Source organism: Nitrobacter sp. NHB1, from assembly GCF_036964665.1.
Taxonomy (GTDB): domain Bacteria; phylum Pseudomonadota; class Alphaproteobacteria; order Rhizobiales; family Xanthobacteraceae; genus Nitrobacter.
The window spans coordinates 334,130-360,414 of sequence record NZ_JBAMDA010000001.1 but is presented as its reverse complement, the minus strand read 5'-3'; the positions used below and the strand labels follow the sequence as shown (position 1 = coordinate 360,414).

At 64.2% G+C, this 26,285-nt stretch carries 21 protein-coding genes and 1 tRNA gene; 4 read left to right on the top strand and 18 right to left on the bottom strand.

Annotated elements, in window-relative coordinates; all coding sequences use genetic code 11:
- Positions 1-12: 12 nt before the first annotated feature.
- The 4 genes from ftsA to murB all read right to left on the bottom strand — a co-directional run bounded on the left by ftsA (position 13) and on the right by murB (position 4,889).
- Positions 13-1,335 carry a cell division protein FtsA gene (gene ftsA / locus V4R08_RS01725; RefSeq protein ID WP_335577751.1) on the bottom strand — a complete coding sequence of 441 codons (1,323 nt, stop codon included), beginning with the start codon at positions 1,333-1,335 and terminating at the stop codon, positions 13-15.
- Positions 1,332-2,354 carry a cell division protein FtsQ/DivIB gene (locus V4R08_RS01720; RefSeq protein WP_335577750.1) on the bottom strand — a complete coding sequence of 341 codons (1,023 nt, stop codon included), beginning with the start codon at positions 2,352-2,354 and terminating at the stop codon, positions 1,332-1,334. Before V4R08_RS01720 ends, ftsA begins: the two co-directional genes overlap by 4 nt.
- A gap of 424 nt (positions 2,355-2,778) precedes the next feature.
- Positions 2,779-3,804, bottom strand: a complete 1,026-nt coding sequence (locus tag V4R08_RS01710; RefSeq protein ID WP_335577749.1) for a D-alanine--D-alanine ligase family protein — start codon at positions 3,802-3,804, stop codon at positions 2,779-2,781.
- 164 nt (positions 3,805-3,968) lie between these two features.
- Positions 3,969-4,889, bottom strand: coding sequence for a UDP-N-acetylmuramate dehydrogenase (murB, locus tag V4R08_RS01705; protein WP_335580146.1), 921 nt, complete (start codon positions 4,887-4,889; stop codon positions 3,969-3,971).
- A gap of 146 nt (positions 4,890-5,035) precedes the next feature.
- Between murB and V4R08_RS01700 the strand changes: the two genes are divergently transcribed.
- The gene (locus V4R08_RS01700) at positions 5,036-5,371 is read left to right on the top strand and encodes a GIY-YIG nuclease family protein (protein WP_335580145.1); all 336 of its coding nucleotides are present in this window, start codon (positions 5,036-5,038) and stop codon (positions 5,369-5,371) included.
- Positions 5,372-5,472: 101 nt separating this feature from the next.
- Here V4R08_RS01700 and murC read toward each other — a convergent pair whose 3' ends face one another.
- The 10 genes from murC to rsmH all read right to left on the bottom strand — a co-directional run bounded on the left by murC (position 5,473) and on the right by rsmH (position 18,569).
- Positions 5,473-6,876, bottom strand: a complete 1,404-nt coding sequence (murC, locus tag V4R08_RS01695) for a UDP-N-acetylmuramate--L-alanine ligase (RefSeq protein WP_335577748.1) — start codon at positions 6,874-6,876, stop codon at positions 5,473-5,475.
- Between the two features lie 101 nt (positions 6,877-6,977).
- Complete coding sequence (murG, locus tag V4R08_RS01690) at positions 6,978-8,090, bottom strand: undecaprenyldiphospho-muramoylpentapeptide beta-N-acetylglucosaminyltransferase (RefSeq protein WP_335577747.1); 1,113 nt, start codon at positions 8,088-8,090, stop codon at positions 6,978-6,980.
- A gap of 116 nt (positions 8,091-8,206) precedes the next feature.
- Positions 8,207-9,355 (bottom strand): putative lipid II flippase FtsW, encoded by a 1,149-nt coding sequence (gene ftsW, locus V4R08_RS01685; protein ID WP_335577746.1) that lies wholly within the window; start codon positions 9,353-9,355, stop codon positions 8,207-8,209.
- Between the two features lie 235 nt (positions 9,356-9,590).
- The gene (gene murD, locus V4R08_RS01680) at positions 9,591-10,991 is read right to left on the bottom strand and encodes a UDP-N-acetylmuramoyl-L-alanine--D-glutamate ligase (RefSeq protein WP_335577745.1); all 1,401 of its coding nucleotides are present in this window, start codon (positions 10,989-10,991) and stop codon (positions 9,591-9,593) included.
- 76 nt (positions 10,992-11,067) lie between these two features.
- Positions 11,068-12,174, bottom strand: coding sequence for a phospho-N-acetylmuramoyl-pentapeptide-transferase (gene mraY / locus V4R08_RS01675; protein ID WP_335577744.1), 1,107 nt, complete (start codon positions 12,172-12,174; stop codon positions 11,068-11,070).
- 11 nt (positions 12,175-12,185) lie between these two features.
- A complete protein-coding gene (locus tag V4R08_RS01670) occupies positions 12,186-13,625 on the bottom strand; it encodes a UDP-N-acetylmuramoylalanyl-D-glutamyl-2,6-diaminopimelate--D-alanyl-D-alanine ligase (protein WP_335577743.1) in 1,440 nt (479 codons plus the stop codon).
- 124 nt (positions 13,626-13,749) lie between these two features.
- A complete protein-coding gene (locus tag V4R08_RS01665) occupies positions 13,750-15,204 on the bottom strand; it encodes a UDP-N-acetylmuramoyl-L-alanyl-D-glutamate--2,6-diaminopimelate ligase (protein ID WP_335577742.1) in 1,455 nt (484 codons plus the stop codon).
- Positions 15,205-15,240: 36 nt separating this feature from the next.
- Positions 15,241-16,998 carry a peptidoglycan D,D-transpeptidase FtsI family protein gene (locus tag V4R08_RS01660; RefSeq protein ID WP_335577741.1) on the bottom strand — a complete coding sequence of 586 codons (1,758 nt, stop codon included), beginning with the start codon at positions 16,996-16,998 and terminating at the stop codon, positions 15,241-15,243.
- Positions 16,995-17,375: a cell division protein FtsL gene (ftsL, locus tag V4R08_RS01655; RefSeq protein ID WP_335577740.1), complete on the bottom strand. Its 381-nt coding sequence runs from the start codon at positions 17,373-17,375 to the stop codon at positions 16,995-16,997. The genes V4R08_RS01660 and ftsL overlap by 4 nt, the downstream gene beginning before the upstream one ends.
- Positions 17,376-17,378: 3 nt before the next feature.
- Positions 17,379-18,569 (bottom strand): 16S rRNA (cytosine(1402)-N(4))-methyltransferase RsmH, encoded by a 1,191-nt coding sequence (rsmH, locus tag V4R08_RS01650; RefSeq protein ID WP_442935611.1) that lies wholly within the window; start codon positions 18,567-18,569, stop codon positions 17,379-17,381.
- A 326-nt stretch (positions 18,570-18,895) separates the two neighbouring features.
- Here rsmH and V4R08_RS01645 point away from each other — a divergent pair, with 326 nt between their 5' ends.
- Positions 18,896-19,765 carry an N-acetylmuramoyl-L-alanine amidase gene (locus V4R08_RS01645; RefSeq protein ID WP_335577739.1) on the top strand — a complete coding sequence of 290 codons (870 nt, stop codon included), beginning with the start codon at positions 18,896-18,898 and terminating at the stop codon, positions 19,763-19,765.
- A gap of 362 nt (positions 19,766-20,127) precedes the next feature.
- Here V4R08_RS01645 and V4R08_RS01640 read toward each other — a convergent pair whose 3' ends face one another.
- Positions 20,128-20,595, bottom strand: a complete 468-nt coding sequence (locus V4R08_RS01640) for a hypothetical protein (RefSeq protein WP_335577738.1) — start codon at positions 20,593-20,595, stop codon at positions 20,128-20,130.
- A 381-nt stretch (positions 20,596-20,976) separates the two neighbouring features.
- On the opposite strand from V4R08_RS01640, the gene V4R08_RS01635 reads away from it, so the two are divergent.
- The gene (locus V4R08_RS01635; protein ID WP_335577737.1) at positions 20,977-21,222 is read left to right on the top strand and encodes a CsbD family protein; all 246 of its coding nucleotides are present in this window, start codon (positions 20,977-20,979) and stop codon (positions 21,220-21,222) included.
- 343 nt (positions 21,223-21,565) lie between these two features.
- Here the strand turns inward: V4R08_RS01635 and V4R08_RS01630 are convergent.
- The 3 genes from V4R08_RS01630 to V4R08_RS01620 form a co-directional block, all read right to left on the bottom strand.
- Positions 21,566-21,642: transfer RNA gene (locus V4R08_RS01630), tRNA-His, on the bottom strand.
- Positions 21,643-22,006: 364 nt separating this feature from the next.
- A complete protein-coding gene (locus V4R08_RS01625) occupies positions 22,007-22,420 on the bottom strand; it encodes a phasin (RefSeq protein ID WP_335577736.1) in 414 nt (137 codons plus the stop codon).
- A 258-nt stretch (positions 22,421-22,678) separates the two neighbouring features.
- Positions 22,679-23,062, bottom strand: coding sequence for a phasin (locus V4R08_RS01620; protein ID WP_335577735.1), 384 nt, complete (start codon positions 23,060-23,062; stop codon positions 22,679-22,681).
- 277 nt (positions 23,063-23,339) lie between these two features.
- Between V4R08_RS01620 and V4R08_RS01615 the strand changes: the two genes are divergently transcribed.
- Positions 23,340-26,246 (top strand): PAS domain-containing protein, encoded by a 2,907-nt coding sequence (locus V4R08_RS01615; RefSeq protein WP_335580143.1) that lies wholly within the window; start codon positions 23,340-23,342, stop codon positions 26,244-26,246.
- The last annotated feature ends 39 nt before the right edge of the window (positions 26,247-26,285 follow it).

The following is a 26,285-nucleotide window of genomic DNA, read 5'->3' as shown; positions in this document are numbered from 1 at the left end:
GCGGAAAATTCATCAGAAGCCCTCCCGGAGCCATCGTCCGACCTTTCCGAAATAGCCGTCTGTCCCGGTCCGGAGCTGCCGCGTATGCCGCGGCTCGACGTGTTCGAGATGTGCGTATTGCGGATACACCAGCAGGCCGGTGGGAACCGCGAACGACGCACTCTTGGCCTCATTGGGCAGCCGGCCGAAGCCGAGCGGGCGGCCGATGCGGACTGGACGGCCGAGGATGCGCCTTGCAAGCTCGGGAACACCGGTGAGCTGCGACGCGCCGCCGCTCAACACAACCCGCGCCCGCGGCTCGGCGGCAAAAGGGGAATCCGCGAGCCGGTCCCTGACCATCTCAAAAATCTCCTCAACACGCTGGCGAACGATGTTGGCGATGGTTGCGCGCGACACGACCTGAGGCGCGTCGCTGTCGCTGTCTCCTGCTGCCGGAACCGTCATCAGTTGGCGTACGTCGGAACCGCCCGTCAGCACCGTGCCATATAACGTCTTGATTCGCTCGGCATCCGCAATGCACGCACCCAGCCCGCGGGCGAGATCCATCGTGACGTGATGGCCGCCGACGGCGAAGCCGCTCGCATGAACGAAGCGGCCGGCCGAATAAATCGCGATCGTGGTGGTTCCGGCTCCCATCTCCACGACCGCGGCGCCGAGATCGGCTTCGTCGCCGGTCAGAACCGACAGGCCGGCCACATAGGGGCTGGCCGCCATGGCTTCGACGGTGAGGTGGCAGCGCTCGACCGCCAGCATCAGGTTTTTCGCGACCGTCGCCTCCGCGGTCACCACGTTCATGTCGACGCCGAACCGGCGCGCCACCATGCCGCGGGGATCGCGGATGCCCTTTACGCCGTCGAGCGAATAGCCGACCGGCAACGCATGGAGCACGGTGCGTCCGGGGGCGGTGGCGTGACGCATGCCGGTCGAGGTGACGCGGCTGACATCCGACGGCGTGACCGCGCCGCCCTGAATATGGGAAGCCGCTTCGATCAACTGTCCTTGCAGCCGCCCGGCCGATACCGGCAGCAGCACGGATTCGACCCGGACCTTTGCCATTTGCTCGGCCAGCGATACTGCCTGACGCACCGCCTGCTCGCATTGGGCGAGGTCGGTCACCGCGCCGGCCTTCATGCCGCGCGACTGGATCTGGCTGTAGCCGATCAGCTCGACCGCGTGGGTTCGTCCGCGCAGAGCGTCGTTCGGCGCGCTCGGCTTCAGCCGCGCGATCATGCAGGCGATCTTGCTGGTGCCGATGTCCAGCGACGCCACCAGCGCGCTGCGATTGTGCTGCATCGGCCGCATCTTCGGAGTCTGGTTGCGGTCGAGGCCGGTCATGCGCTGCCGGCCTTTTTGCTGGACTTCTTGAACTGCTCTTCGCGCGCCTTCGCGGCCTCTTCCGAAAGCCGCACTGTCAGGCGGTCGGGCAGCCGCAAGTCGATGGCTGTGATGTCGCGCGATAACAGCTTGTCTTCCCTGTCGTATTTCACGAGCGTGGCCAGCGCGCGACCGACGTCTTTCTCCGGAAGCCGGATATCGAGTCCGTCCTTGAGGCGCAGACTCCAGCGCCGCTCGCCGACGAAGATGGCCGCCTTGAGCTGACTGTTCACCACCGGATAATTCGCAACCAGCGCGAGGAAATCCCTGGCGCGGGTTTCCGCTCCCTTACCGACCACGAGCGGCAGCGACGCAAAGCGGCGGGTGACGTAGGGCTCCAGCACGGTTCCGTCATCCGTAATCACCGAGAGCTTGCCGTTCTCCTGCCACAGCGCGAAGGGGCGGCGCTCGGTGATGTCGATCTGCAGCGCGCCCGGATACAGCTTCAGCACGGTCGCGTCCGCAATCCACGGATCGGCTTTCAGGCGGTCGCGCACGCCGGAGGCATCGAGGAACAAGAGCGAGGAACGGCCGGTGACGCCGCCGGCGGCCAGCACCTCGTCCTGCGTCAACTGCGTGCGGCCATTGACGGTGACGGAGGTGATGCGGAAGCCCGCGGCATTGGCGAGCGCATTGCGGGTGTCGCTTAAGGCGCTGATCGCTTTATCGACGTGCCCGCCCGCGACGACGCCGAGCGCGGCGCTGCCGCCGAGGATGATGATGGTCAGGGTCACGCCAAGCCGGCGCGGAACATGGCGCTCGAGAAAGGCAAGCGCGCGGTTGGGATTCCTGGCGCGCGCGTCGAGACGCTCCGCCCGGGCGCGCTTCAGCTTCGCGATCTGCTCGCGCAGCAAAATGCTCGCGCCGCTGGCGGCCAGCCTGATCAGGCTGGCCTCCTTCAGCAGGCCAGCCCCCTTCATCAGGCCAGCCTTGGACCTCGGCGATCTCAACGACCAATCGAGACGTCCTCCACCATCCATTGCGCGAACCCGTCACACGTTTTGCCCCGTCCCGCTTACTCGCAGCGCCGAACGCAGGAACTTCAGATCAGGGGACACGCGCGACATCCTGGCGATTCCGGGCGGGGCGCCGACCTCGCCGCAGGTCCGCTGTTCCCTCAATGCGGTCGTCGAAGCGGAAAATCCGCACCAGCTCACGCCCCGGCAGCCAAGCGCCACATGCGCCGCCAGCGTTAACCTTCGGACGTCCTGGTAAACAAAAGGTAAACCCGGTGCGGTCAGGCGGCGTTTTGATACGATAAAAGAATGCCTTGCAGCTTTTCGGTCGCGGCGATTCCCGGCCATCCGCACGCCCCGGCGGGTTCCCTCACCAGGCGACAGCCCAGAGCCTTTCCGCTTCTGATGGAATCAAAAGCGAGGCTGTTTTAATTTTGACGCGTTTTCTTCACGCGAACCGGTCCCCACTTCGCTCGAAAACGCTATGAGCCGGGCGGACGGCCTTTTCGGCAAGCACGATCTGATCGCGCAGAAAATCCGCAAACCCGATCCCTTTCGCCTTGAGCGCCTTGGGGTAGAGCGAGGCCGCGGTCAGCCCCGGCAGGGTGTTGGTCTCAAGATAGACCGTTTCCTTGCCGGTCACGATGAAGTCGGTGCGGGAATAGCCGCGGCAGGACAGCGCGCGATGCGCCCGCAGCGCATGATCCATGATCCGAGCGGCGATACGGGGCAAAAACCGGCCGGGGCAAATCTCCTGCGTCGTTTGGGCCAGATATTTCGAAGCATAGTCGAACCGGCCTTCCGCCGGCACGATCTCGACCGGCGGAAGTGCGACGACGGTGCCGTCGGAGCGCTCCAGCACGCCGCAGGTCGCCTCGATGCCCGATACGAACGGCTCGATCACATATTCCTCGGTCTTCGCCGCGTCGCGAACGGCGGCGAAGTCCTGCGCCGTGTTGACGAAGATCAGGCCGTAGCTCGACCCGTCGCGCGCCGGTTTCGCGATCAGCCGGCCGTGCTCGGCGAATGCGCGATCGATATCCTCCAGCGCTACGCAGGCAGGCGTCGTGACACCCGCCAGCGCCGCGAACCGCTTGGCCGCGACCTTGTCGAACGCAAGGTGAGAGCCGGCCGAGCCCGATCCCGTGAAGGGGATGCCGCGCAGTTCGCACATCGCCTGCAACTCGCCGTTTTCGGCGCGGCCACCATGAAGGCCGAGCACCAGCACACGGTCCTCGGCCCTTGCCCGGTCGAGCGCCTGCTCAAGCGGCACGCCGGGATCGTTCGGAACAAACTCGTCCTCGAAGGGACGCGCATGGCCGAGCAGCGCCTCGGAACGCACGCTATGGACATCGTCGCGCACATCCCAGAACCACAGGTCCGCGTCCGGCAGGGCGCGGCGCAGCGCCTGCGCACTCGCCACCGAGACGAGACGTTCCTTGTTGCTGCCGCCAAAAAGAATGGTGATGCGCATCGGCCTACTCTTGGAGTCTGATTCGACGACGTTGACTCAGACTCTAGCCTTAATCTTTTTGATTGAGCATGATCTTATCCGAAAACCGGTTTCCACCTTTCGGGATCATGCTTCTAATTGATTGAGCATGATCTTATCCGAAAGCCGGTTTCCACCTTTCGGGATCATGCTTCTAACCCGATCCGCTTGATTTCCCATTGCAGTTCGACGCCCGCGCGCTCCTTCACCCGCTCGCGCACGGTCTCACCCAGGGTTTCGATGTCGCGCGCGGTGGCTTCGCCGGTGTTGATGAGGAAATTGCAGTGCATCTCCGACACCTGCGCGCCGCCGACGCGATGGCCGCGCATCCCGGCGGCATCGATCAGTTTCCACGCGCTCTGCCCCGGCGGATTCTTGAAGGTCGAGCCGCCAGTCTTTTCGCGGATCGGCTGCACGGTCTCGCGGTGTGTCTGCACTTCGCTCATGCGCGCGCGGATCGCTTCCGGCTCGACCTTGCGCCCGCAAAACGTCGCGCCGGTGAAGATAACGGAGGGATAGATCGCGCTGTTGCGGTATCCGAACTTCATCCCGGCATTGTCGAGGGTCATCTTGTCGCCACGGCGGCTGACGGCCGTCGCCGCGACCAGGACGTCCCTGGTCTCGCTGCCGTTGGCGCCCGCGTTCATCCGCAGCGCGCCGCCGATGGTGCCGGGAATGCCGAAATAAAACTCGAGTCCGCCAATGCTCGCCGCCGCCGCCGCTTCGGCGACGCGTTTGTCGAGCGCGGCGGCGCCGGCGCGCACCGTGTCGCCGTCGGTCGTAATCTCACCGAAGCCGCGTGGCGACAGGCGGATCACCACGCCCGGCAAACCGCGATCTCGCACGATCAAGTTGGAGCCGACGCCGATGCTGTAGATCGGAATCTCTTCCGGCAAATGCCGCAGAAAACAGGCGAGATCGTTCTCGTCGACCGGCGTGAACAGCACCTGTGCCGGACCGCCGACGCGAAACCATGTCAGCGGCGCCAGCGGCTCGTTCGCCAGCATCCGCCCGCGTAGCTCGGGCATCGCCGATTTCAGTTTTGTCGTGATGTCGGGGAAGGTCATGCGATAGGAACCGCCCATCGGCGTGATTACTGAACAGACGTGGATGGCCGGGACAAGCCCGGCCATGACGTGTTGAGAGACACAACATCGCTATTGGATACCGGCAATTCAACAAACCCGTCCAAAAGACAACCTACATGCTCGTCATGGCCGGGCTTGTCCCGGCCAGCCACGTCTTGCAGAATCTCCACATGGCTGGCGGATATGTTTATTTCCTGACTAACCAACCGAACGGCATTCTGTATGTTGGCGTAACCAACAACCTTGTCCGGCGCGTCTTCGAACATCGGTCTGGATTTGTCGCTGGCTTCACCCGACGGCACGGTCTGAAGCGTCTTGTTTATTTCGAAATTTTCGACGACATCCGCAGCGCTATTCAGCGAGAACGCAACATCAAGCACTGGCCCCGCGCCTGGAAAGTCCGGACAATTGTCGCCGTGAATCCCGAATGGGACGACCTTTATCCAACGATCACCGAATAAAGGCGTGGATGGCCGGGACTTAGGCGAGCGAAGCGACGCCGTTCTTCGAACGGCTATGCCCGGCCATGACGAATGCACGTCCTGCATTTCACATCGAACGCTCATCCCAGCGCCTTCAATTCGCCCGGTAGCGCGTAGGCCCATTGCGTGATGTTGCCGGCGCCGAGACACACGACATAATCGCCGGGCTTCGCGAGACCTGCAATGACACCTGCCAGCGCCGCGGACTCCTGCAGCGGCACCACCTCGCGGTGGCCGTGCGCACGCAGGCCCAACACGAAGTGATCGCGGTCGATGCCTTCGATCGGCGCCTCGCCCGCCGGATAGACCTCGGCGACGACAACGGTATCCGCATCGTTGAAGCAGGTGCAGAATTCCTCGAACAGCGATTGCAGGCGGGTATAGCGATGCGGCTGCACCACGGCGATGACCCTGCCGCCGGTGGACTCGCGCGCCGCTTTCAGCACCGCAGCGATCTCGACCGGATGATGGCCGTAGTCGTCGATGACGGTGACGCCGTTCCACTCGCCGGTCTTGGTGAAGCGGCGCTTGACGCCGCCGAAGCCCGCCAGCGCGTTACGGATAGTAGCGTCGGGAATGCCGAGCTCATGCGCTACCGCGATCGCCGCCGTAGCGTTGAGCGCGTTGTGGCGGCCCGGCATCGGCAGCACCAGATCGGAAATCTCGTGCGCGGCATCGGTCTTGCGATTGCGGAACACCACCTTGAAATGCGAGCCGCCGCCGTTCGGCGCAAGATCGACCAGCCGCGCGTCGGCCTGCGGATTCTGGCCGTAGGTGACGATGCGACGGTCCTCGATCTTGCCTACCATGCTCTGCACCACCGGATGATCGATGCACATCACCGCAAAACCGTAGAACGGCACGTTCTCCACAAAGGAGCGGAAGGCGTCCTGCACGGCGTCGAAGGTCTTGAAGTGATCGAGATGCTCGGGATCGACATTGGTGACGATGGCGACATCGGTCGGCAGCTTCAGGAAGGTGCCGTCGCTCTCGTCCGCTTCCACCACCATCCACTCGCCGGCCCCTAACCGCGCGTTGGTGCCGTAGGCGTTGATGATGCCGCCGTTGATGACGGTGGGATCGAAATCACCGGCGTCAAGCAGCGCCGCGACCATGGAGGTGGTCGTGGTCTTGCCGTGGGTACCGGCGATGGCGACGCAGCTTTTGAGCCGCATCAGTTCCGCGAGCATCTCGGCGCGGCGCACCACCGGAATGCGTTGCGCGCGCGCCGCCATCAGCTCAGGGTTGTCGCGCCTGATCGCGGTGGAAACGACAAGCACGTCCGCGCCGGCCACGTTCTCGGCCTTGTGGCCGACCGTGATCTTGATGCCTTTGTCGCGCAGGCGCACCACATTGGCGCCTTCGGAGGCGTCCGAGCCCTGCACGGTATAGCCGAGGTTGCATAGCACCTCGGCGATGCCGCTCATACCGATGCCGCCGATACCGACGAAGTGAATGGGGCCGATTTCGCGCGGCAGTCTCATGTGTCGTCTTCTCGCAAAAGTCCTGTTGCCCGCTACCCGGCACTCGCCGGCACATGGCGTTGGCCGGAACAAGTCCGGCCATGACGGCAAATGTCAAGCGGTCATGCCGGCGAATCGAGTCGCGCCACCTTCATCACCAGATCCGCCAACCGCTGCGTCGCATCGAGGCGGCCCACGGTGCGCGCAGCGGCAGCCATCGTGGCGAGCCGCGTCGGATCGGCGGCCAGCGCGGATAACTCCGCCGCGAGACGGTCAGGGGTGAAATCCGATTGCACGACGCGGATCGCGCCACCGACATCGGCAAGCACGCCGGCATTGGCGAACTGGTCCTGATCGATCGCGCCGGGCAGCGGCACAAGAATGGAAGGACGGCCGATCGCGCCGAGTTCGGCGACCGTGCCCGCGCCGGAGCGGGAGACGATGATGTGATTCGACGCCAGCCGTGTCGGCAGGTCGGTGAAAAACGGCGCAAGCTCCGCTTCGATCTTCAGCCCGTCATAGACCGCGCGGACCCGCGTCATGTCTTCGTCGCGCACCTGCTGGGTCAAAACCAGCCGCTGCCGCAGCGCCAGTCCAAGCTTGCCGATCGCATCCGGCACGATGTCGCTCATGACACGCGCGCCCTGGCTGCCGCCGACCACGAACACGCGCAAGGGGTCGTCCGGGCCAGGCGCGGCAAACGGCACCGTGGAAGCGGCGAGAATCGCAGGCCGCATCGGCGTGCCGGTCGTCGTGGTCTTGCCGATCAGCGACGGCTCCTTGTCGAGCGCGCCGGGCAGCGAGGTGGCGATGGCGCTGACGCGGCGCGACAGCAAGCGGTTGGCGCGGCCCATCACGGCGTTGGCGTCGTGAATCACGGTCGGAATGCCTTTGAGCCGCGCGGCGACCAGCGGCGGCAAGGTCGGATAGCCGCCGAATCCGATCACGGCGGCCGGCTTCAGACGGCGCATCAGGTTGAGCGCGACGATGGTGCCGGTCGCAAGCATCAACCCGGTGCGCGCCAGCGCCAACGGCGAGCGGCCGCGCACCGTCTCGCTCGGCACCACGTCGGTCATGTCCTTCGAAAACAGCCCGCTGTAGCGCAGCGCGCGCGAGTCCGTCACCAGCCGCACGCGCAAGTCCCGCTTCATCAGTTCGACGCCGAGCGCCTCGGCGGGGAACAGGTGTCCTCCGGTTCCGCCGGCGGCGAGGATAATGAGAGGCGCAGTGGTCATGAGATTTGCATTCCGAACGTCATTGCGAGCGTAGCGAAGCAATCCAGAAACCGAAAGAGAAGAACTGGATTGCTTCGCTACGCTCGCAATGACGGAGTTTCTTCAGCAGTGCCACGTCAAGCATAGCTCGCGGACTGAGCATCGCCGATCGATTCCATTTCCGTGCGCGGCCGTTGCCGCGTCAGCGCCATCATCATGCCGACGCCGTAGGCGAGCGAGACCATCGACGAGCCGCCATAGGAAATAAACGGCAGCGTCATGCCCTTGGCGGGGATCAGATGCAGGTTGACCGCCATGTTGATGGCCGCCTGCACACCAAACATGATCGCGAGCCCGGACGCCGCGAAGCGCGAGAACAGGTCCTCCGATGCGTAGGCGCGCGACAGCGTACGGATGACGATGAAGGTGAACAGCGCCAGCAGCCCGAGGCACATAATGATGCCGAACTCTTCCGCGCCGACCGCGAACACGAAGTCGGTGTGACTGTCCGGAAGACTCCGCTTGGCGATGCCCTCGCCGGGGCCGAGCCCGAACCAGCCGCCGTTGGCAAAAGCCTCCATCGCGGTATCGACCTGGAAGGTATCGCCCGAGGCCGGATCCATGAAGCGCTGGATGCGGACCGCGACGTGCGGCACCAGCATATAGGCAGCGAACAATCCGGCGGCCGCCATGCCCGCCAGCCCGAACACCCAGATGATGCGCATGCCGGCGATGAAGAACAGCGCACCCCACACCATCAGGATCAGCATGGTCTGGCCGAAATCCGGCTCCATCACCAGGAGCGTCACCACTCCCAGAAGCAGCGCGAGCGCCATCGAGGTCGCCGGCATCTCGGGCTTGCGCGCGGACTCCGAAAACAGCCACGCCACCAGCACGACGAAGGCGGGTTTTGCGGATTCCGAAGCCTGGATGTTGACGCCGAGGATCGTGATCCAGCGTTTCGCGCCTTTCACCTCGGGTCCAAGCCAGAGCGTAGCCACGATCAATACGATGCTCAGCGCGAACACGATCAGCGCCGAACGGCGGATCTGGCGCGGCGACAGGAACGATACGCCGATCATCACGATGATCGACGGCAGCAGAAACAGCACGTGACGATGAAAGAAATGAAACGGATCGAGACCGATCCGGGTCGCGACCGAGGGGCTGGCCGCCAGCGACAGCACCACGCCGGTGAGCATCAGAAGCACCATGGCCGCCAGCAGCAGCCGATCCACGGTCCACCACCATTCCGAGAGCGGCGTGCGTTGTTCGCGTGAAATCATGGCAGGTCCTGCGGGCGGAGATCATCCCATTGGTCCCCCATCGTGGTTACCGGGTGGTTAAGGAAGCTGGACAAGTTTGAGAGAATGGCCATCGCTCGTCATGCCTGGCTTTATGCCGGGCATCCACGTCTTTGCTGCATATCAAGGAGGAAGACGTGGATGGCCGGGACATAGGCGAGCGGAAGCGACGCCGTTCTACGAACGGCCATGCCCGGCCATGACGAAGGCGGCTCGCTTAGACGACCGGCGTCACGCCCGGCAGCGCTCGCACCAGCTCGCGGAAGCGGTCGCCGCGGATTTCGAAATTGCGGAACTGATCGAACGAGGCGCAGGCCGGCGACAACAGCACCACGGCGTCCGCAAGGCCGGAGGCTTCCGCATCGCGCGCGGCGGCAGGCACTGCGGCCTCCAGCGTCCCGCCGATCTCGTAAGCCACCCTGCCCTCCAGCGTGCCTGCGAATTCCTCCGCCGCCTCGCCGATCAGATAGGCTTTCCGGATGCGCGGGAATAACTCGGCGAGCGGGGCGATGCCGCCGCTTTTCGGCTTGCCGCCCGCGATCCAGAAAATCTCAGTGAAGGACGACAACGCCTTCTCGGTGGCGTCGGCGTTGGTGCCCTTGGAGTCGTTGACGAACAGCACGTTGGCCTTGCGGCCCACCTGTTCCATGCGGTGCGCGAGGCCGGGAAAACTGCGCAAGTCCTGTTGCAGGATGTCGCGGCCGACGCCGAGCGCGAGCACCGCCGCCGAGGCGCACGCGGCATTCTGCGCATTGTGCCGCCCGCGCAGCGAGCCGATGCCACCGATATCGGCGATTTCGGTCTGCGCGCCGCCGGAAACGCGAACGATCCTGTTGCGGTCGACGCTGATGCCGTCCGCCAGCGGCCGCTTCACCGAGACGCGCACCACGCGCTTGCCGGCCTGCTCGATGCGATCCGCCGCGGCGCGGCTCCAGATGTCGTCGACGCCGACGACAGCCGTGCCATGCGGCTGCACCCCCGCGATCAACCGTTCCTTCACCGCCGCGTAATGCTCGATGGTGCCGTGGCGATCGAGATGATCGGGACTGACGTTGAGCAGGATGCCGACGGTCGGATCGAGCGAGGGCGTAAGGTCGATCTGGTACGACGACATCTCGATCACATGCACGCGCCCGTTGCGGGGCGGCTCCAGCGACAGGATCGCGGTGCCAATGTTGCCGCCCATCTGCACGTCGTGCCCGGCCTCGCGCATCAGATGCGCGACCAGCGCCGTGGTGGTGGACTTGCCGTTGGTTCCGGTGATGGCGACGAAGGGCGCGTCGGGCGCGTGGCGTGCGCGCTCGCGGCAGAACAGTTCGATGTCGCCGATCACCTCGACGCCGGCCTGTCGTGCCGCCAGCACACTCCAGTGCGGCTTCGGATGGGTCAGCGGCACGCCGGGCGCCAGCACCAGCGCGGCGAAATTTACCCACGATACGTTGCGCAGATCGGCAGTGATGAAACCGGCCTGCGCCGCCTTCGCAAGATTGTCGGCGTTGTCGTCGCTTGCAATCACTTCGGCGCCGCCGGCCTTCAGTGCGTGACAGCTCGCAAGGCCGGAGCCGCCGAGGCCGAACACCGCGACCGTCTTACCAGAGAAGGAAGTGACGGGGATCATGAGGCTGCCTTGTCATTCCGGGACACGCGAAGCGTGAATCCGGAATCGCGCGCCACCATGTCCGCCGCCGCGCCCATCACCGCAGCTTCAGCGTTGAAAGGCCGGCCAGCGCCAGCATCACCGAGATGATCCAGAACCGGATCACGATCTGCGGTTCGGTCCAGCCGAGCTGTTCGAAGTGGTGGTGGATCGGCGCCATCTTGAAGATGCGCTTTCCCGTGAGCTTGAACGACGCCACCTGCACGATCACCGACACCGCTTCCAGCACGAACAGGCCGCCGATGACGGCCAGCACGATCTCGTGCTTCACCGCGACTGCGATCGAACCGAGCATCCCGCCGAGCGCCAGCGAACCGGTGTCTCCCATGAAGATCGAGGCCGGCGGTGCGTTGAACCAGAGAAAGCCGAGGCCTGCCCCCAGCACCGCGCCACACAGCACCGCCAACTCACCGGTGCCGGCGATATAGTTGATCTGGAGGTAGTCGGCGAACACGGCGTTGCCGGCGAGATAGGCGATCATGCCGAAACTCGCGGCGGCGATCATGACAGGTACGATGGCGAGGCCGTCGAGACCGTCGGTGAGGTTCACCGCGTTGCCGGCACCGACGATGATGAAGGCTCCGAAGGCGAGGAAGAACCAGCCGAGATCCACCACCACGTCCTTGAAGAACGGGATCACCAGTGCGGTCGAAAACGGCTCGCGACCCAGGCGGATCAGCGCATAGCACGCCGCCAGCGCAATCAGGAGTTCGAGCAGGAGGCGGGTCCGCCCGGCGAACCCGGCATGGGTCTGCTTCGTCACCTTCAGATAGTCGTCATAGAATCCGATGAAGCCGAAACCGAGCGTCACCGCGAGCACAATCCAGACATAGGGATTGAGCGGATTGGCCCACAACACGGTCGAGACGACAAGTCCCGACAGGATCATCAGGCCGCCCATGGTCGGCGTGCCCTTCTTGCTGACGAGATGCGACTGCGGCCCGTCGGCGCGAATCGGCTGGCCCTTGCCCTGGCGCAGGCGAAGATTGTCGATGATCCAGGGACCGAACAGGAACACGAACAACGCGGCCGTCACCATCGCGCCGCCGGTGCGGAAGGTGATGTAGCGGAAGACGTTCAGCATCGGCTTGAAAATGCCTAGCCCCGGAACCGTGTTGGAGAGATCAATGAGCCAGTAAAACATTTCGTGAAACCCTAGACCGCGACTCCGTCATGCGCGGCGTTGCCGGGAAATCGCTTTTCAAGCGCCGTCACAATCACTTTCATTCGCGATCCGAGCGAGCCCTTGACCATGACGACGTCGCCGGCGCGGATCGCCGCCACCACCTGCGATTCGAGCGCGGCCGATCCCTCTGCATAGCCGCCCCGCTTGCCGGAGGAAAGCGCATCCCACAGGTTGCGCATCAGCGGGCCGCAGCAAAATATCATGTCGATGGCGTTGGCATTGATGGCCTCGATCAGGCCGCGGTGCAAATCGGTGCTCCCGGGGCCGAGTTCCAGCATGTCGCCCAGCACGGCGATGCGGCGGCCCTGCGTGCCGACCCCGGCTTGGCCGAGCACGTTGAGCGCCGCAGCCATCGAGGCCGGATTGGCGTTGTAGCTCTCGTCGATCAGCGTCGCCTCGCCGTTCGGTACAGTCAGAACGTGGCGCACGCCGCGTCCCGCGGCCGGCTGCGCCTGCGACAGCGCAAGACCCGCAAGCGCGAGATCGGCGCCGGCCAGCGACGCCGCCGTCAGCACCGCCAGCGAATTCATCGCCATGTGGCGGCCGGGCATAGCGAGCTTGTAGGTCAGCTCATGGCCGAGAATTTTGGCATGTACGGCGGAGCACGCCGGATGCAACGCCACATCAAGCAGGCGGGCGTCGGCCTCCTCGTCCGCGCCGAACGAGACGATCTTCGCGATGCCGAGTTTCTTCGCGCGCTTCTGCAGCCGCGCGAAATGCACGTTGTCACGATTGAGCACGACGACGCCGTTCGGCTCGACACCTTCGAAAATTTCCGCCTTGGCGTCGGCGATCGCCTCAACGCCGGAAAAGAATTCCAGATGCACCGGCTCGACCGTGGTGATGATCGCGATATGCGGCCGCACCATTTTTACCAGCGGCGCGATCTCGCCCGCATGATTCATCCCGATCTCGAAGATCGCAAAACGCACGTCCACCGGGCAGCGCGCCAGCGTCAGCGGCACGCCCCAGTGGTTGTTGAACGAGGCCACCGAGGCGTGGGTCTTGCCCTGCGCGCCGAGGATACTTCGCAGCGCCTCCTTGGTCGAAGTCTTGCCGACCGAGCCTGTCACCGCGATCACCCGCGCGGCGAGGCGCGCGCGCGACGCCCGCGCCAGATCGCACAAGGCGGCAAGCACATCGTCGACGATCAGCAACGGCGCATCGGCAGCGAACTTGTCGCGCTGCGCGGCCTCGATCACCGCCAGCGCCGCACCCGCCTTCAAGGCGGCCTCGACGAAAGCGTGGCCGTCATGGACATCGCCCTTGATCGCGAAATAGGCATCGCCCGGCGCAATGGTGCGGCTGTCGATGGAGATGCCGGTGATCGCCGCGGGCAGCGCGCCACGTCTCTCGGCACGCATCGCCGCAACCATCGCGTCCAAAGTCCAGAGTGGCTGGGTGCTCATGCGGTGCTCATGCTTGATCCCGACATTTCAGCCGTCATTGCGAGCGAAGCGAAGCAATCCAAATTTGGCGGGAAGAAATCTGGATTGCTTCGTCGCAAAAGCTCCTCGCAATGACGGTAGCCAATCATTGCAACGATGCCAACGCCGCTGCCGCCGCGTCATGGTCGCTGAACGGCAGCACGCGATCGCCGACAATCTGTCCGGTCTCGTGACCCTTGCCGGCGATCAGCAGCGCGTCGCCCGGCTGAAGGTCAGCGATCGCGGCGCGGATCGCCTCGGCGCGATCACCGATCTCGCGCGCGCCTGTGGCGGCGGCGAGGATCGCCGAGCGAATGGCGGCGGGATTTTCGCTGCGCGGATTGTCGTCGGTAATAATGACTATGTCGGCGTTGTTAGCAGCAATCTCGCCCATCAGCGGACGTTTCCCCGCGTCGCGGTCGCCGCCCGCGCCGAACACCACCACGAGCTTGCGGCTGGCGTAAGGTCGCAACGCCTGCAACGCCTTCGCCAGCGCGTCCGGCTTGTGGGCATAATCGACAAAAACCGGCGCGCCGTTGCGCTTGCCGACCAGTTCAAGCCGTCCTTTCGCGCCTTCGAGATGTTCGAGCGACGCAAACACCTGATCCGCGTCGCCGCCGGTGCCGATGACGAGCCCCGCCGACACCAGCGCGTTCTCGATCTGGAATTCACCGACCAAGGGCAGACGCAGCACGCGCTCCAGCCCGGCGTGTTCGAGAATTAGCCGTTGCGCAAAACCATCGATGGCCGCATCGACCAGACGAATGCCGGTACGCACGCCGTCTCCGTGGCGGCCGACACGCATCACCGGCAGGTTGCGCGCGGTCGCCGCTTCGATCACTGTACCGGAACAGTCATGATCGGCGGAAATCACGGCAACGCCATCGGGGTCAACCAGTTCGCGGAACAGCCGCAGTTTTGTATCGAGATAGTGTGCGACGGTCGGATGATAATCCATGTGGTCGCGCGACAGATTGGTGAAGCCGGCAGCGCGCACGCGTACGCCGTCGAGGCGATATTGATCGAGTCCGTGCGAGGACGCTTCCAGCGCGAGATGTGTCACGCCCTCGCCCACAAGCTGATCGAGTTCGCGATGCAATGCGATCGGATCGGGCGTCGTCACCGAGCCGTACACCGCGCGCGACGGCGCAACCACGCCGATAGTACCGATGCTAGCAGCCGGGTGCCCGAGCCGCAGCCAGATCTGCCGTGTGAAGGCTGCGACCGAAGTCTTGCCGCTGGTGCCGGTGACGGCGGCGATGGTCGCGGGCTGTCGCGGATAAAATTTCGCGGCCGCAAGCGCCAGCGCGCGGCGCGGATTCGGCGTCGCAACGAACGGGACGCGACCACCCGCCGGCGCGTGGTCACCGACGACCGCAACCGCGCCGGACGCGATCGCGGTATCGATGAACCGCGCGCCATCGGTCTTTGTGCCGGCGAGCGCGAAGAAAAGATCGCCCGGCTTCACCTCGCGGCTGTCCATGGCGAGGCCAGCGACGGCAAGCTCGCCTGTCCGCGCGTCCATGGCGGCGTTGTCGCCGAAAAGCTCGCGAAGTTTCATGGTCTCCTGGTCCCGGCCGCATGGCCGAACCTGCGTCTACTGCGCCGTCCTGGATGCCGCAAGAATGAGGCGCTCGGACGGCGGCAAATCGAACCGCGGCTGAACGCCGAGCAGCGGTGCGATGCGCGCAATCACCTTGCCGCCGGTCGGCACCGCGTTCCAGCCGGATGTAATAAAGCCATGGGTTTCCTTGAGCGGCTGCGGCTCGTCCAGCATGATCAGAAGCTGGTACTGGGGATTGTCCGCCGGCAGAATCGCGGTGAAGGCGTTGAGGACGCGCTTCTTGGCATAGCGGCCGTGGATCACCTTTTCGGCGGTGCCGGTCTTGCCGCCGACATAGTAGCCCTTGACGTCGGCCTTCCTCGCGGTTCCGACCTCGGCGTTCAGTCGCAGCAGGAAGCGCATCTTGTCGCTGGTTTCCTTTTTGATGACGCGCTTGGCGAGCTTCATCGCGTCCGCCTCCGATCGCTTCAGGAAGGTCGGCGGGATCAGCCAGCCGCCGTTGACCAGCGCGTCGATGCCCATCACCGCCTGCAACGGCGCCACCGCGATGCCGTGACCGTAGGCGATGGTAACGGTACTCAGTTCGCCCCATTGGCGCGGCAGGATCGGCGCGGCGCTTTCCGGCAGTTCGGTGCGCAGGCGGTCCATCTGGCCCAGCTTGCGCAGAAACGCCTTATGCGCCTCGACGCCCATCGCCAGCGCGATCCGTGCCGCGCCGATGTTGGATGAATAGGTGAACACTTCCTTCATGTTGATGAAACGGCCCAGCGCGTGGTCGTCGTGGATCGTGAAGCGGCCGAAATGCAGCGGCGCACGCGCATCCCACATCGAATTCAGATCGTACTTGCCGGAATCGAGCGCCATCGCCAGCGTGAAAGCCTTGAAGGTCGATCCCATTTCGTACACGCCCGTGGTCAAACGGTTGATGCGGTCGGGATCGTGCGCTTCCTTCGGGTTGTTCGGATCGAAGTCCGGCAGCGAGACCATCGCGACGATCTCGCCGGTCCGCACGTTGGAGACGAGGCCCGAGGCAGCCTTGGCGTGATAATGCTCCTTGGCCTTGACCAGCTCGTCGCGCAGCGCGTGCTCGACGCGTAGGTCGACCGACAGTTCCACGGGCTTTTGCAGGCGGTCGGTGGCGAAGCCGGCGCGATGCAGATCGGCGAGCCCGTTGCTGTCGAGCCACTTCTCCATACCGGCGATGCCCTGGTTGTCGATGTTGACCAGGCCGATCAGATGCGCCACCTCGCGGCCGCTTGGATAGACGCGCTTGTTCTCGCGCAGAAAACCGATGCCCGGAATTCCGAGATTATGGATTTCCTTCTGCTGGGACGGGGTGATCTCGCGCTTCAGCCAAACGAAGCCCTTGCGGGTGCCGAGTCGCTGGCGAACCTCGGCGGTCTCGAGGTCGGGGAGCGTCGCCGTCAGCAACTCGACCGCCTCGTCCCTGTCGATGATGCGGCGCGGCTCGCCGAACAGGCTCGGCGCCTTGACATCGGTGGCAAGAATCTGGCCGTTACGATCGACGATATCGGGCCGCGCGGTGGCAATCGCATCCTGCGACGCGGTGCGGTGGCCTCCCCGGTCGTCCGGGAATGCTGCAAACATGACTAGGCGAGCCGCGATCACCGCATAGATCAAGCCGAATGCAATGATGACGAGGCCGACGCGCACCCGGGCCTTGGCGGCGCGATCGACATTGCGCCCGTAGAGCAGGTTGCGGATCATGCGCTGGCTCCACGCCACGGACGGCGTGTGGCTACCGCGGTCGCGCGTGTTCTGACCGGTCATCGCGGGTCCTCCGGCGACGGAAGTGAGCCGGTGACCACATCGGGATCGACGATCTCGATCATGGCGCCGATCGGATCCGAGGTGCCGGGCGGCACCAGGCTCGGCGGCCGCTCCGGCAGGTTCTTCAGTGAGTCGAACTGCGTGGCGTCGATCGGCTTCAGTTTCAGATGCCGCTCGGCCAGAATCTGCAGGCGCCTCGGCGCATCGAGCCTGGCCCATTCCGCACGCAGGTCCGCAATCGCCTCGCGCTGCGCGCGCACCTGCGCATGGAGCCGCAACACGCGCTCGGTGCGGGCCGTCGAATCCATCTTGATGCGGTAGACATACGATGCCGCATAGACCAGCGCGCAGACCACGAGGAAATGAATGATCCGCATCGATCAGCCTCCCCGCATCACGTTTGCGAGCGAGGGCCAGCCCGGAGGCCCGCCATCGTCACCGGTCGCGGGCGCACCGGTCCGCTCGGCGGCGCGCAGCTTGGCGGAACGCGCACGCGAGTTGGCGCTCACTTCGTCTTCGCCTGCCGTCACCGGACGCCTGGTCAGGATGGCAAAGCTCGGCGCCGCCCGTTCTATTTCCGGCCGGTGGCGCGAACCGCCGCCCGCCTTGCCGCGCGCGGCGAAGAAATTCTTGACGATGCGGTCTTCCAGCGAATGAAAGGACACCACCACGAGCCGGCCGCCGGGCCTGAGCACGCGTTCCGCCGCCGCCAGCGCCGCGATCAGTTCGTCGAGTTCCTCGTTGACGAAAATCCGCAGGGCCTGAAACGTCCGCGTCGCCGGGTGGATCTCGTGCGGCTTCGCGCGCACCACCTTTGATACGATATCGGCCAGCGCCCGCGTGGTCATGACCGGCGTGTTGCGCCGTGCCGCGACGATGGCGCGGGCCACGGCGCGCGAGCGGCGCTCCTCGCCGAAGATATAGATGATATTGGCGAGATCGGTCTCGGACGCGCGCGCCACCACGTCGGCGGCGGTCGGCCCGTGAGCGCTCATGCGCATGTCGAGCGGACCATCGAGACGAAACGAGAAGCCGCGACCGGCCTCGTCGAGTTGCATCGAGGACACGCCGACATCCATGACAATGCCGTCGACGGCCTCAGTGCCCTCCGCCGCGCAGACCGCGGCAAGATTGGAGAAGCGGTCCTCGACCAGCGTCAGCCGGCCGCCGGACTCCTCCACCAGAGCGAAGCCGCCGGCAATGGCGCTACGGTCGCGGTCGATTCCGATCACACGGGTATTCGCGGCGGCGAGAATGGCGCGGGAATAGCCTCCGGCCCCGAAGGTCGCATCGACGTAGACGCCGCCGGCACGCGGCGCGAGCATGGCGACGGCCTCGCGGCCGAGCACGGGCACATGACGAACCGGCGGAGCCGTCATGGTCCGGTCCTCGTCCGCAGATGCCTCGCTCTCGACACGCGCGCGCCCATTCTGCCCCAAATGTCCGAAAATCACCCGGCCCTTGCGGTCCTGAAGCCGGGTGCCCACGCCGGTCGGATCGGCTCCCAATCGCTCCACAAGGAGATGAGCTGGCAAACCCGGGCTTCCGCATGGAATTTGAGGGGCTGCCATGGGGATTTCGAACGCAAATGGGGCCTCGGCCGCCCCGAGACCGGTTCGGCTTTTCACCATTGAGTAACGGCGTTTAGCGTTAAGAAAGGGTTGATGGCTTCGGCGGGAATTGAGTGGTCGCGACCCGATGCGCCGCGGGGCGATGCAACGCGCCCACAATGAACAGAAAAGGCGAAACAGTTAACAGATAAAGGCGAAAAGGTGTCACGCCCTCATTGCATGCCGGATCGCGCGTCCGGATAGTGGTCCCGATGAGTCGCCGATAAATCGGGGTACGCGCTCCAGTCGGATCTCGTGCCGTTCTCCTGCCTGCTTTGGGTCGTTGCATGTTCGCGTCTGCTGATTCCGGTTTGAAGCGTCGATGCCCCCTCCCGATCCCCAAGGCCAACGCTGGAATGCCGACCTTCATCCCGGACTCATCTGTTGTCTCCGATACCGTGCCCTCCTTGAACTTCGGCGACCGCGCCAAAGGGCGGCAGCCGGACATGATCGTGCTGCACTACACCGGGATGCCCGACGTCGAGGGCGCGTTGGCGCGGCTGTGCACCTCCGGAACCGACGTGTCCGCACATTATGTCGTGCTCGAGGACGGCCGCATTGTGCAATGCGTCCAGGAGGCGAAGCGGGCCTGGCACGCCGGCGTCGCCTCATGGGCCGGCGAGGAGGACATCAACTCCTGTTCGATCGGGATCGAGATCGTCAATCGCGGCCACGACTGGGGTTATCCGGATTTTCCGCTACGGCAGATCGCCGCCGTCATCGCGCTGTGCCGCGGCATCATCCATCGACGCGATATCCCGGCCGATCGCATTGTCGGCCATTCCGACGTCGCACCTGCGCGCAAGAAGGATCCCGGCGAAAAATTTCCGTGGCATTCGCTGGCGGATTCCGGCGTCGGCCATTGGGTCCGGGCAGCGCCGATCGTGCGCGGCGACGTGCTGAAGACCGGTAGCGAGGGCGACGATGTCCGCGCGCTACAGCAATCGCTGGCGCGATACGGCTACGGCATCAAGGCCAGCGGGACATTCGATACCCCGACCATGGAAGTGGTCACGGCCTTTCAGCGTCACTTCCGGCCCGAACGCGTCGACGGTCTCGCCGATCAATCGACGTTGGACACGCTGCGAGCCCTGCTCGAAAGCCTGCCGGACCCCGATCGCCGTCGCGGCATCACGCGAGACCAGCCGAGGGCTTAGCGGTAGCCAGCGCGCGAAAGCCAAAAACGCTCTCTTGAGGACGGGGATTGCGGTTACAGCACGGTTCGTTTGCACCGAAGCCTCTCGTATTACAGCGATGGAAAAGCCATGAAACCAGCGTATAGTCCTATGCGTTGTCGGTGGTACATGCCGGGTGACAACCGGCCGCGACGGGGATGATGGACGTAGCCTCTTTTGCCGGTTTCAGGCTGCGGCACCAACGCATTGGCACGCGTTTTGTCTAACCCGTTCCCGGCGTGTGCAATCTTTACGGACGTCGACCTTCCTTGGAGGGGTAGCGGCGAGTAGTCGGCTCAATCTCAATCAGCCCACCCGGTCGCCCAGTACCCAGTAGGTGTCCATCACGCCGGCAGGTCCGCAACGAATTCGGGCACTTCAAGACCGGAGTCGGCAAAGAAGGACACGATCGCGGCCTTTGACCAATATTGCTCGATCAGCAATCTGGCGAAGCGCTCCTTATCCCGCGAAAACCCTGCCGTCAGTGTGTCGATACTGTCCGGCTTCTTTCCAAACAGCTCGGCATTCCACGGATGCTCATTGAAGAAGTCCTGTTCGAGGACCATTCGTTCCGATACGTGGTCTCCCTTTGGCTCACCGCGCCGTGCGAGGACGGCTTCCGACACTTCCGTGACCAGGGTGAAAAGCCGTGCTTGTTCTATGAGAGAATCCTGGGTCGGAAAAACATTCTCAACCAGAAGGCCCGGAACGAAGTCTCGCGCCAGGGCGGTCGCAAGTTGCATCCACGCATCCTCCGGCGTTCGCGCGGTGACCTTGTAGAAGTCGAATAGCTCCGTCCAGCGGGCACGCAATTCCTCAACCTGTGAGGCGTACCATCGCGACCATACCGAGTGTTGGCCAACGGGCCCTTCGGCGCTTCTGGCGGCGTCAATCCGCGCCAGCAACCCGAGGTCAACCCGCATGGGATTGCTCAGCCGTTCGGGAAAAACAGGCGCGCTGTATTCCTGAAGATCGTGAGTGAACTCGCTTGCGTCGGGATCCGGAAAGGACGTTTTGTATTTTCCGCTGCCAGTTTTCTGCACTACGCATGACTCCTGATATGCAGGCCTTTACCGCGGAACTGTCGTTTTCTCACGGGTGCGACCATTTGTCATGGCGGCAAAACCAGAACAAAGCCCGATCATCCGCTTTGTTGGTCTCCGTCGCTCGAAACGATTGAAGGAGGGTTAGCAATGGACTGGAATCGGATTGAAGAAAATTGGGATCAGGTCAAGTACAAGGTCAGGGATCAGTGGGGCAAGTTCACTTTCGACGACCTCTGGGAGATCTCTGGCAAGCGTGAGCACCTCGAAAAGAAGCTGCAGCAACGCTACGGGTATGGAAACGACTACGCAAAAAAAGAAGTCGATGAGTGGTATACGAAGGCGCAGTCGTGGCCCGACAAATCGAACGAGCCGCCCCGCTGGGCAGGATATTAGAGCATTTTCCGGATAAGTAGAATCCGGTTAGCGTGAGAAAATGCTCTCAATTAATAGCTTGCGCGTGTTCAGATCGCAAAGCTGGTATCTACTTTTGCGGAATACGCGCAAGCCCGCGGTTCGGCCGCGTCATTTGTAAACTCGATCCCGCCGCCGGGGAATGTCAGTTGGCCAACAAAAGTAGCCGGTGCGCACACCTCCGGCGGCGATGAAAAGTAAGCCGGTCTGGCTGTTTCTCCCATGATGAATGACGCGAGAACAAGCCACGCCGGGAAGCGAATGCCGCATATGCGAAAAACTTGTCGCGGCTTCCGTTCCGTTCTGAAATACATTGATTTGAGATTGGTACAGTTGGGTGGGCTCGAACCACCGACCTCCTGTTCCACAGACAGGCGCTCTAACCAACTGAGCTACAACTGCATCGTGCTCGCGCCCTGAAAAACGGGTTGCGAACGGGGCGGAAACTAGGTGGATCGCCTTGCTTTGGCAAGACCGCAACGACCCGTTATCGCGAAGCCGGCCGCTTACCGGCGTTTGTTATTTATATTCGAAATCCGGCGTCTGCGGACCACTGAAATCCTCGACCTATGGGGTCCTTGCCTACGCGGGGACGACCACCCAGGACCAACAAAAACCCAGGCCGACCCGCCCGGGTTTGTCGCGGGTCGCTACAGTCCGATCCAACTGCGTTGAATCGGACTATAGCGCCATCCTTTTGATTGAGCATGATCTATCCGAAAACCGGTTTCCACTTTTCGGGATCATGTTCTAACGATCCGTTCGATCAGGCGGCCGGCCGGAACAGCTTCGACGCGCCGGTCTTGATCGGCTCGGCGGTTTCGGCAGCGATCTGCTGGGTCAGTTCGGCCAGCTCCTTGGCCTGGGCTGCAAAGGTCTGGACCTGCTTGCGGGTATGGGTGCTCCACACTTCAGTCGCATCGGACAGCGACTTCGCTCCGACCAGTTCCTGCAAAAAATCGAAGCCGGCGCTGGTATTGACCTGACCGAAATCGAGAAGCTTGGTGGAATAGGTGTGTGCGCCCTTGCTGGCGGCGCTGAACACAGCCTCGACGGCGCCGTTGCCGCTCTGCGCGGCGTCCTTGAATTTCGCATAGTTGTCGCGGGCCTGCGAGACGCCTTTTTCAGCGAATGCGCGTACCTGCTCGGGGACTTCAAACGGATCGGTTGTGTTGGCCATGACAATACGTCCTTCGCATCGGGTGAAACCAGTGTGACCCTGCAAACAGCCATTTGCCCTGGAATTCGGCTGGATCGGCGGAAGCGGATCACGGATGCCCGAATCCCGAGATCGTCGATCCCGGGTCCCGGGCAGGCATCTCCTATACTTATACCATGACAGTTTTGTGCGATGCAATATATACTGCGGCGCAAAGCACCTTTTCGAGAGGACTCGAAGGAAAGATTCGAAGCGCCTGGTTTCGGCCGTGGCACAGCCTCAACTTTTGGGCTTCCCTGTATCCATCGCGGCCCGGCCCATGCTTTGCCCTATTTCGCTGGCCTGCTCGCTCAGCGCCTTCATCTGACTCTGCACATAGTCGGTGTGCAGCCGCATCACCTCGGAGAGATCCGTGGCGCGAACAAGCTTCTCGGCGTAGTCCAGCGACGCGGTCACGTTCTGCTGGGCGAAGGAGATCGCCTTGCTGCTGATGTCCCGGACGTTGCCGCGAACGGCCTCATTACGTTCCTCGATCGAACTGGTGGTCTGCTGGGCTCCGCTGAGAAAGCTCTCGAAGGCCTTGCGCGCCTGCTCAAAACCGGCTTCGGCCATTGATCGCATGTCTTTCGGAATTTCGAAATGGTCACGCCCGTCTTCACTCATGGTCGCCACTCCCTGTTGAATGCCCGCCCGCTGGTTCGTTTTGGGTTCCTATCGTGAGCCTCTTGTTCCCTTTTGCAACACCTCAACGTGCTGCGGGCCGGGGAGGTCCATGACCGCCGGCCGAATTAAGGTTATCCGGGCTTTGGCGGGGATTACGGAGCACAAGCCTCAGCCGGGCCGGACGCGATACTAACGATCTGTTAGGACTATCGCCCGCGAAAGCCGACATGCGCAGCCGCGGCAGGCAACAACCAGAGACGTCGAACGCACGGTGCCCATGACCAGCGCCGATTTCCAGATGCAGGGCATAGCCGACCCACGGCTGGCCGTTCACGCGACGAGCGCCCTGCCGGCGTGGCTGTGGTCGTTCGATGGCGCCCGCATCATGTGGGCCAATCCGGTCGGCGTCTCCGTGTTCGGCGCCGCCAACGCCTCCGCACTCGCGTCGCGAAACTTCGATCCAGCCGATCCGCAACGGCGTCAGGTGGCGCAACTCGCGGGCCGCCTGCCGCCAACAGGCGCGGTGCGGCTTGAACGCCTGCGCGGCTTCGGCGCCACGCTCGGCCGCCTCGTCACCTGCGCCTGCGTGCGGCTGGATTTATCCGACGGCGGCAGCGGCATCCTCATCTCGGCCGTGGAGCCGGCCGGCCGCGCCATGCCGCTGGTCGAACGATTGCAACGACTGATGGACGGCGTCGATACGCCGATCGCCGTATTCACGCGCGACGGCCTGCTGGTCGGCGTCGGCGACGCCGCGCGGCCGCTGCTCGGCTTTCGCAGTCTGACCGAGGCCGGACTCGACGCCTTACGCGACGACGCATTGCGCGACGGCCGCGCCGAGGCCTCGATTGGACCGGCACCCATGGTGCTGCAACGTGTCGGCAGCGGCAGCGACGTCGGACTTGTCGCCCTGCTGGCGCCGCACTCCGCAGGGCTGTCGGAACCGGACGATACCCCGTCGCGCGATCTCTCGCCGCAAATGCGCCGCCATCCCCTGCGCTTCATGTGGCGGATGGATGCCGAGGGGCGCTTCTCGCTCGGGTCCGACGAATTCACCCAAGTCATCGGCACGCGAACTGCCGCGGGCTTCGGCCGGTTGTGGAGCGAGATCACGGAGGTGTTCGGACTCGATCCCGACGGTCGCGTTGCGAAAGCGGTCGCCACCCGCGACACCTGGAGCGGCATTACGCTGCTTTGGCCCGTCGACGGATCCGACGCGCGCTTGCCGGTCGAACTGTCGGGGTTGCCGATCTACGATCGTGCACGCAATTTCGCAGGCTATCGTGGCTTCGGGGTCTGCCGCGATCGCGAGGGTCTGGCGCGGCTCGCAGCGCATCGGCGTCACGAATTTTTATTCAGCGAAACCTCCCATCCGCAGCCGGCGGACACTTCAACGTCCTCCGACGTTGCGGCCGCCGCTCCCCAATCCTTGCCACAGCCAGCAGAACCGGACACCGTCGTGGAAACGCCCAAGAATGTCCTGCCGTTCAGATCCCCGTCCGACCTGAAACTGCCTTCGCTCACCCCTGTCGAGAACAGCGCCTTCAACGAATTGGCGCGCCAGCTCTCGGCACGGCTGGAGGGCGATCAGGACGCCGCCGAATCCGATGCTGTCGCCGAGCAGCCGGTTGCGCCGGAACCACCCCCAGCCCCGGAACCGCCCGATGTCACCGGACCGCAGGCGGACGGATTGTCTTTGCCCGAACCCGCGCTGCAGGCCGACAGCGCGCGTGACAAGCAGGTGCTCGACCTGCTCCCGACCGGCGTGATGATCTACCGGCTCGACCGCGTGCTTTACGCCAACCCGGCCTTTCTCGCGCAGGTCGGCTACGACGGCCTGGACGCGCTGGAACAGGCCGGCGGGCTCGACGCCCTGTCGGTCGAATCCGGCGTGCCCGCCGCCGACAGCACGCCGGCCACCGGAACTCCCGTCACCATTTCCGCCACGCTGCCGTCAGGCACATCGCAACATCCGGTCACCGCCCATCTCTTCGTGGTTGCCTGGGACGGCGAGCCCGCGCACGCGCTGATCTGCGCGGGTGCAGCGGCGCCTTCTCCCGTGGGCCACGCCACCGCCGAGGAGTTGGCCGCCATCCTCGACACCACAGCCGAAGGCATCCTGATGTTCGACGGGGGCGGACGCATCACCGCCTGTAACCGCTGCGCCGAAGCGCTGTTCGGTCACTCCGGCGACAGCCTTACGCAACTCAATCTCGCCGATCTCTTCGCACCGGAAAGCCAGGGCGCGGTGCGCGACTATCTCAACGGCCTCGCAGGCGACGACGTCGCAAGCCTGCTCGATCACGGCCGCGAGGTATTGGGCCACGTTCGCGAGGGCGGCTTGATCCCGCTATCGATGACGATGGGCCGGACGAAAGCCGAAGGCCCCAACTTCTTCGCCGTGTTCCGCGACCTGTCGCAGGCCAGGAAGATCGAGACCGAGCTGTCGCGGGCGCGACGGCAGGCCGATCGCGCGGCGAACGCCAAGGCCGACGTGCTGGCGCGGATCAGCCATGAAATCCGAACGCCGCTGAACTCCATTATCGGCTTTGCGGAGGTGATGACGGACGAAAAATTCGGCCCGCTCGGCAACGAACGCTACGTCGAATACATGAAGGACGTCCGCGCCTCCGGCGAACGCATCATCGCGTTCATCGACGACCTGCTCGACCTGTCGCGGATCGAAACCGGCAAGCTCGATCTTGCCTTCGTCAACCAGAACCTCAACGAACTGGTCGAGCAATGCGTCGCGGTGATGCAGCCGCAGGCCAATCGCGAGCGCATCATCATCCGCACCTCGCTCGCGCATACGCTGCCTCCGGTCGTGGCGGACGCGCACGCGCTGCGCCAGATTACGCTTTACCTGATTGGAAACTCGATCCATCTCGCCAACGCCGGCGGCCAGGTCATCGTCTCGACGGCGCTCAACGATTTCGGCGACGTCGCGCTGCGCGTGCGCGACACCGGACACGGCCTCAACGAGAACGAGGTGGCCGCGGCGACGGAGCCGTTCCGCACGCCGGCGCCGAGCGATCAGGCCTCGGAGAGCGCCGGCGTCAGCCTGTCGCTCACCAAGGCGCTGGTGGAAGCCAATCGCGCGCAGTTTCATATCAGGACCGGCCCGCATTCCGGCACGCTGATCGAGGTGGTGTTTGCGCAGGCAAAGGCGCTGGCTTCGGAATAGCAATGCCGACACGCCGACGGGGGAACCGCTGATATGGCG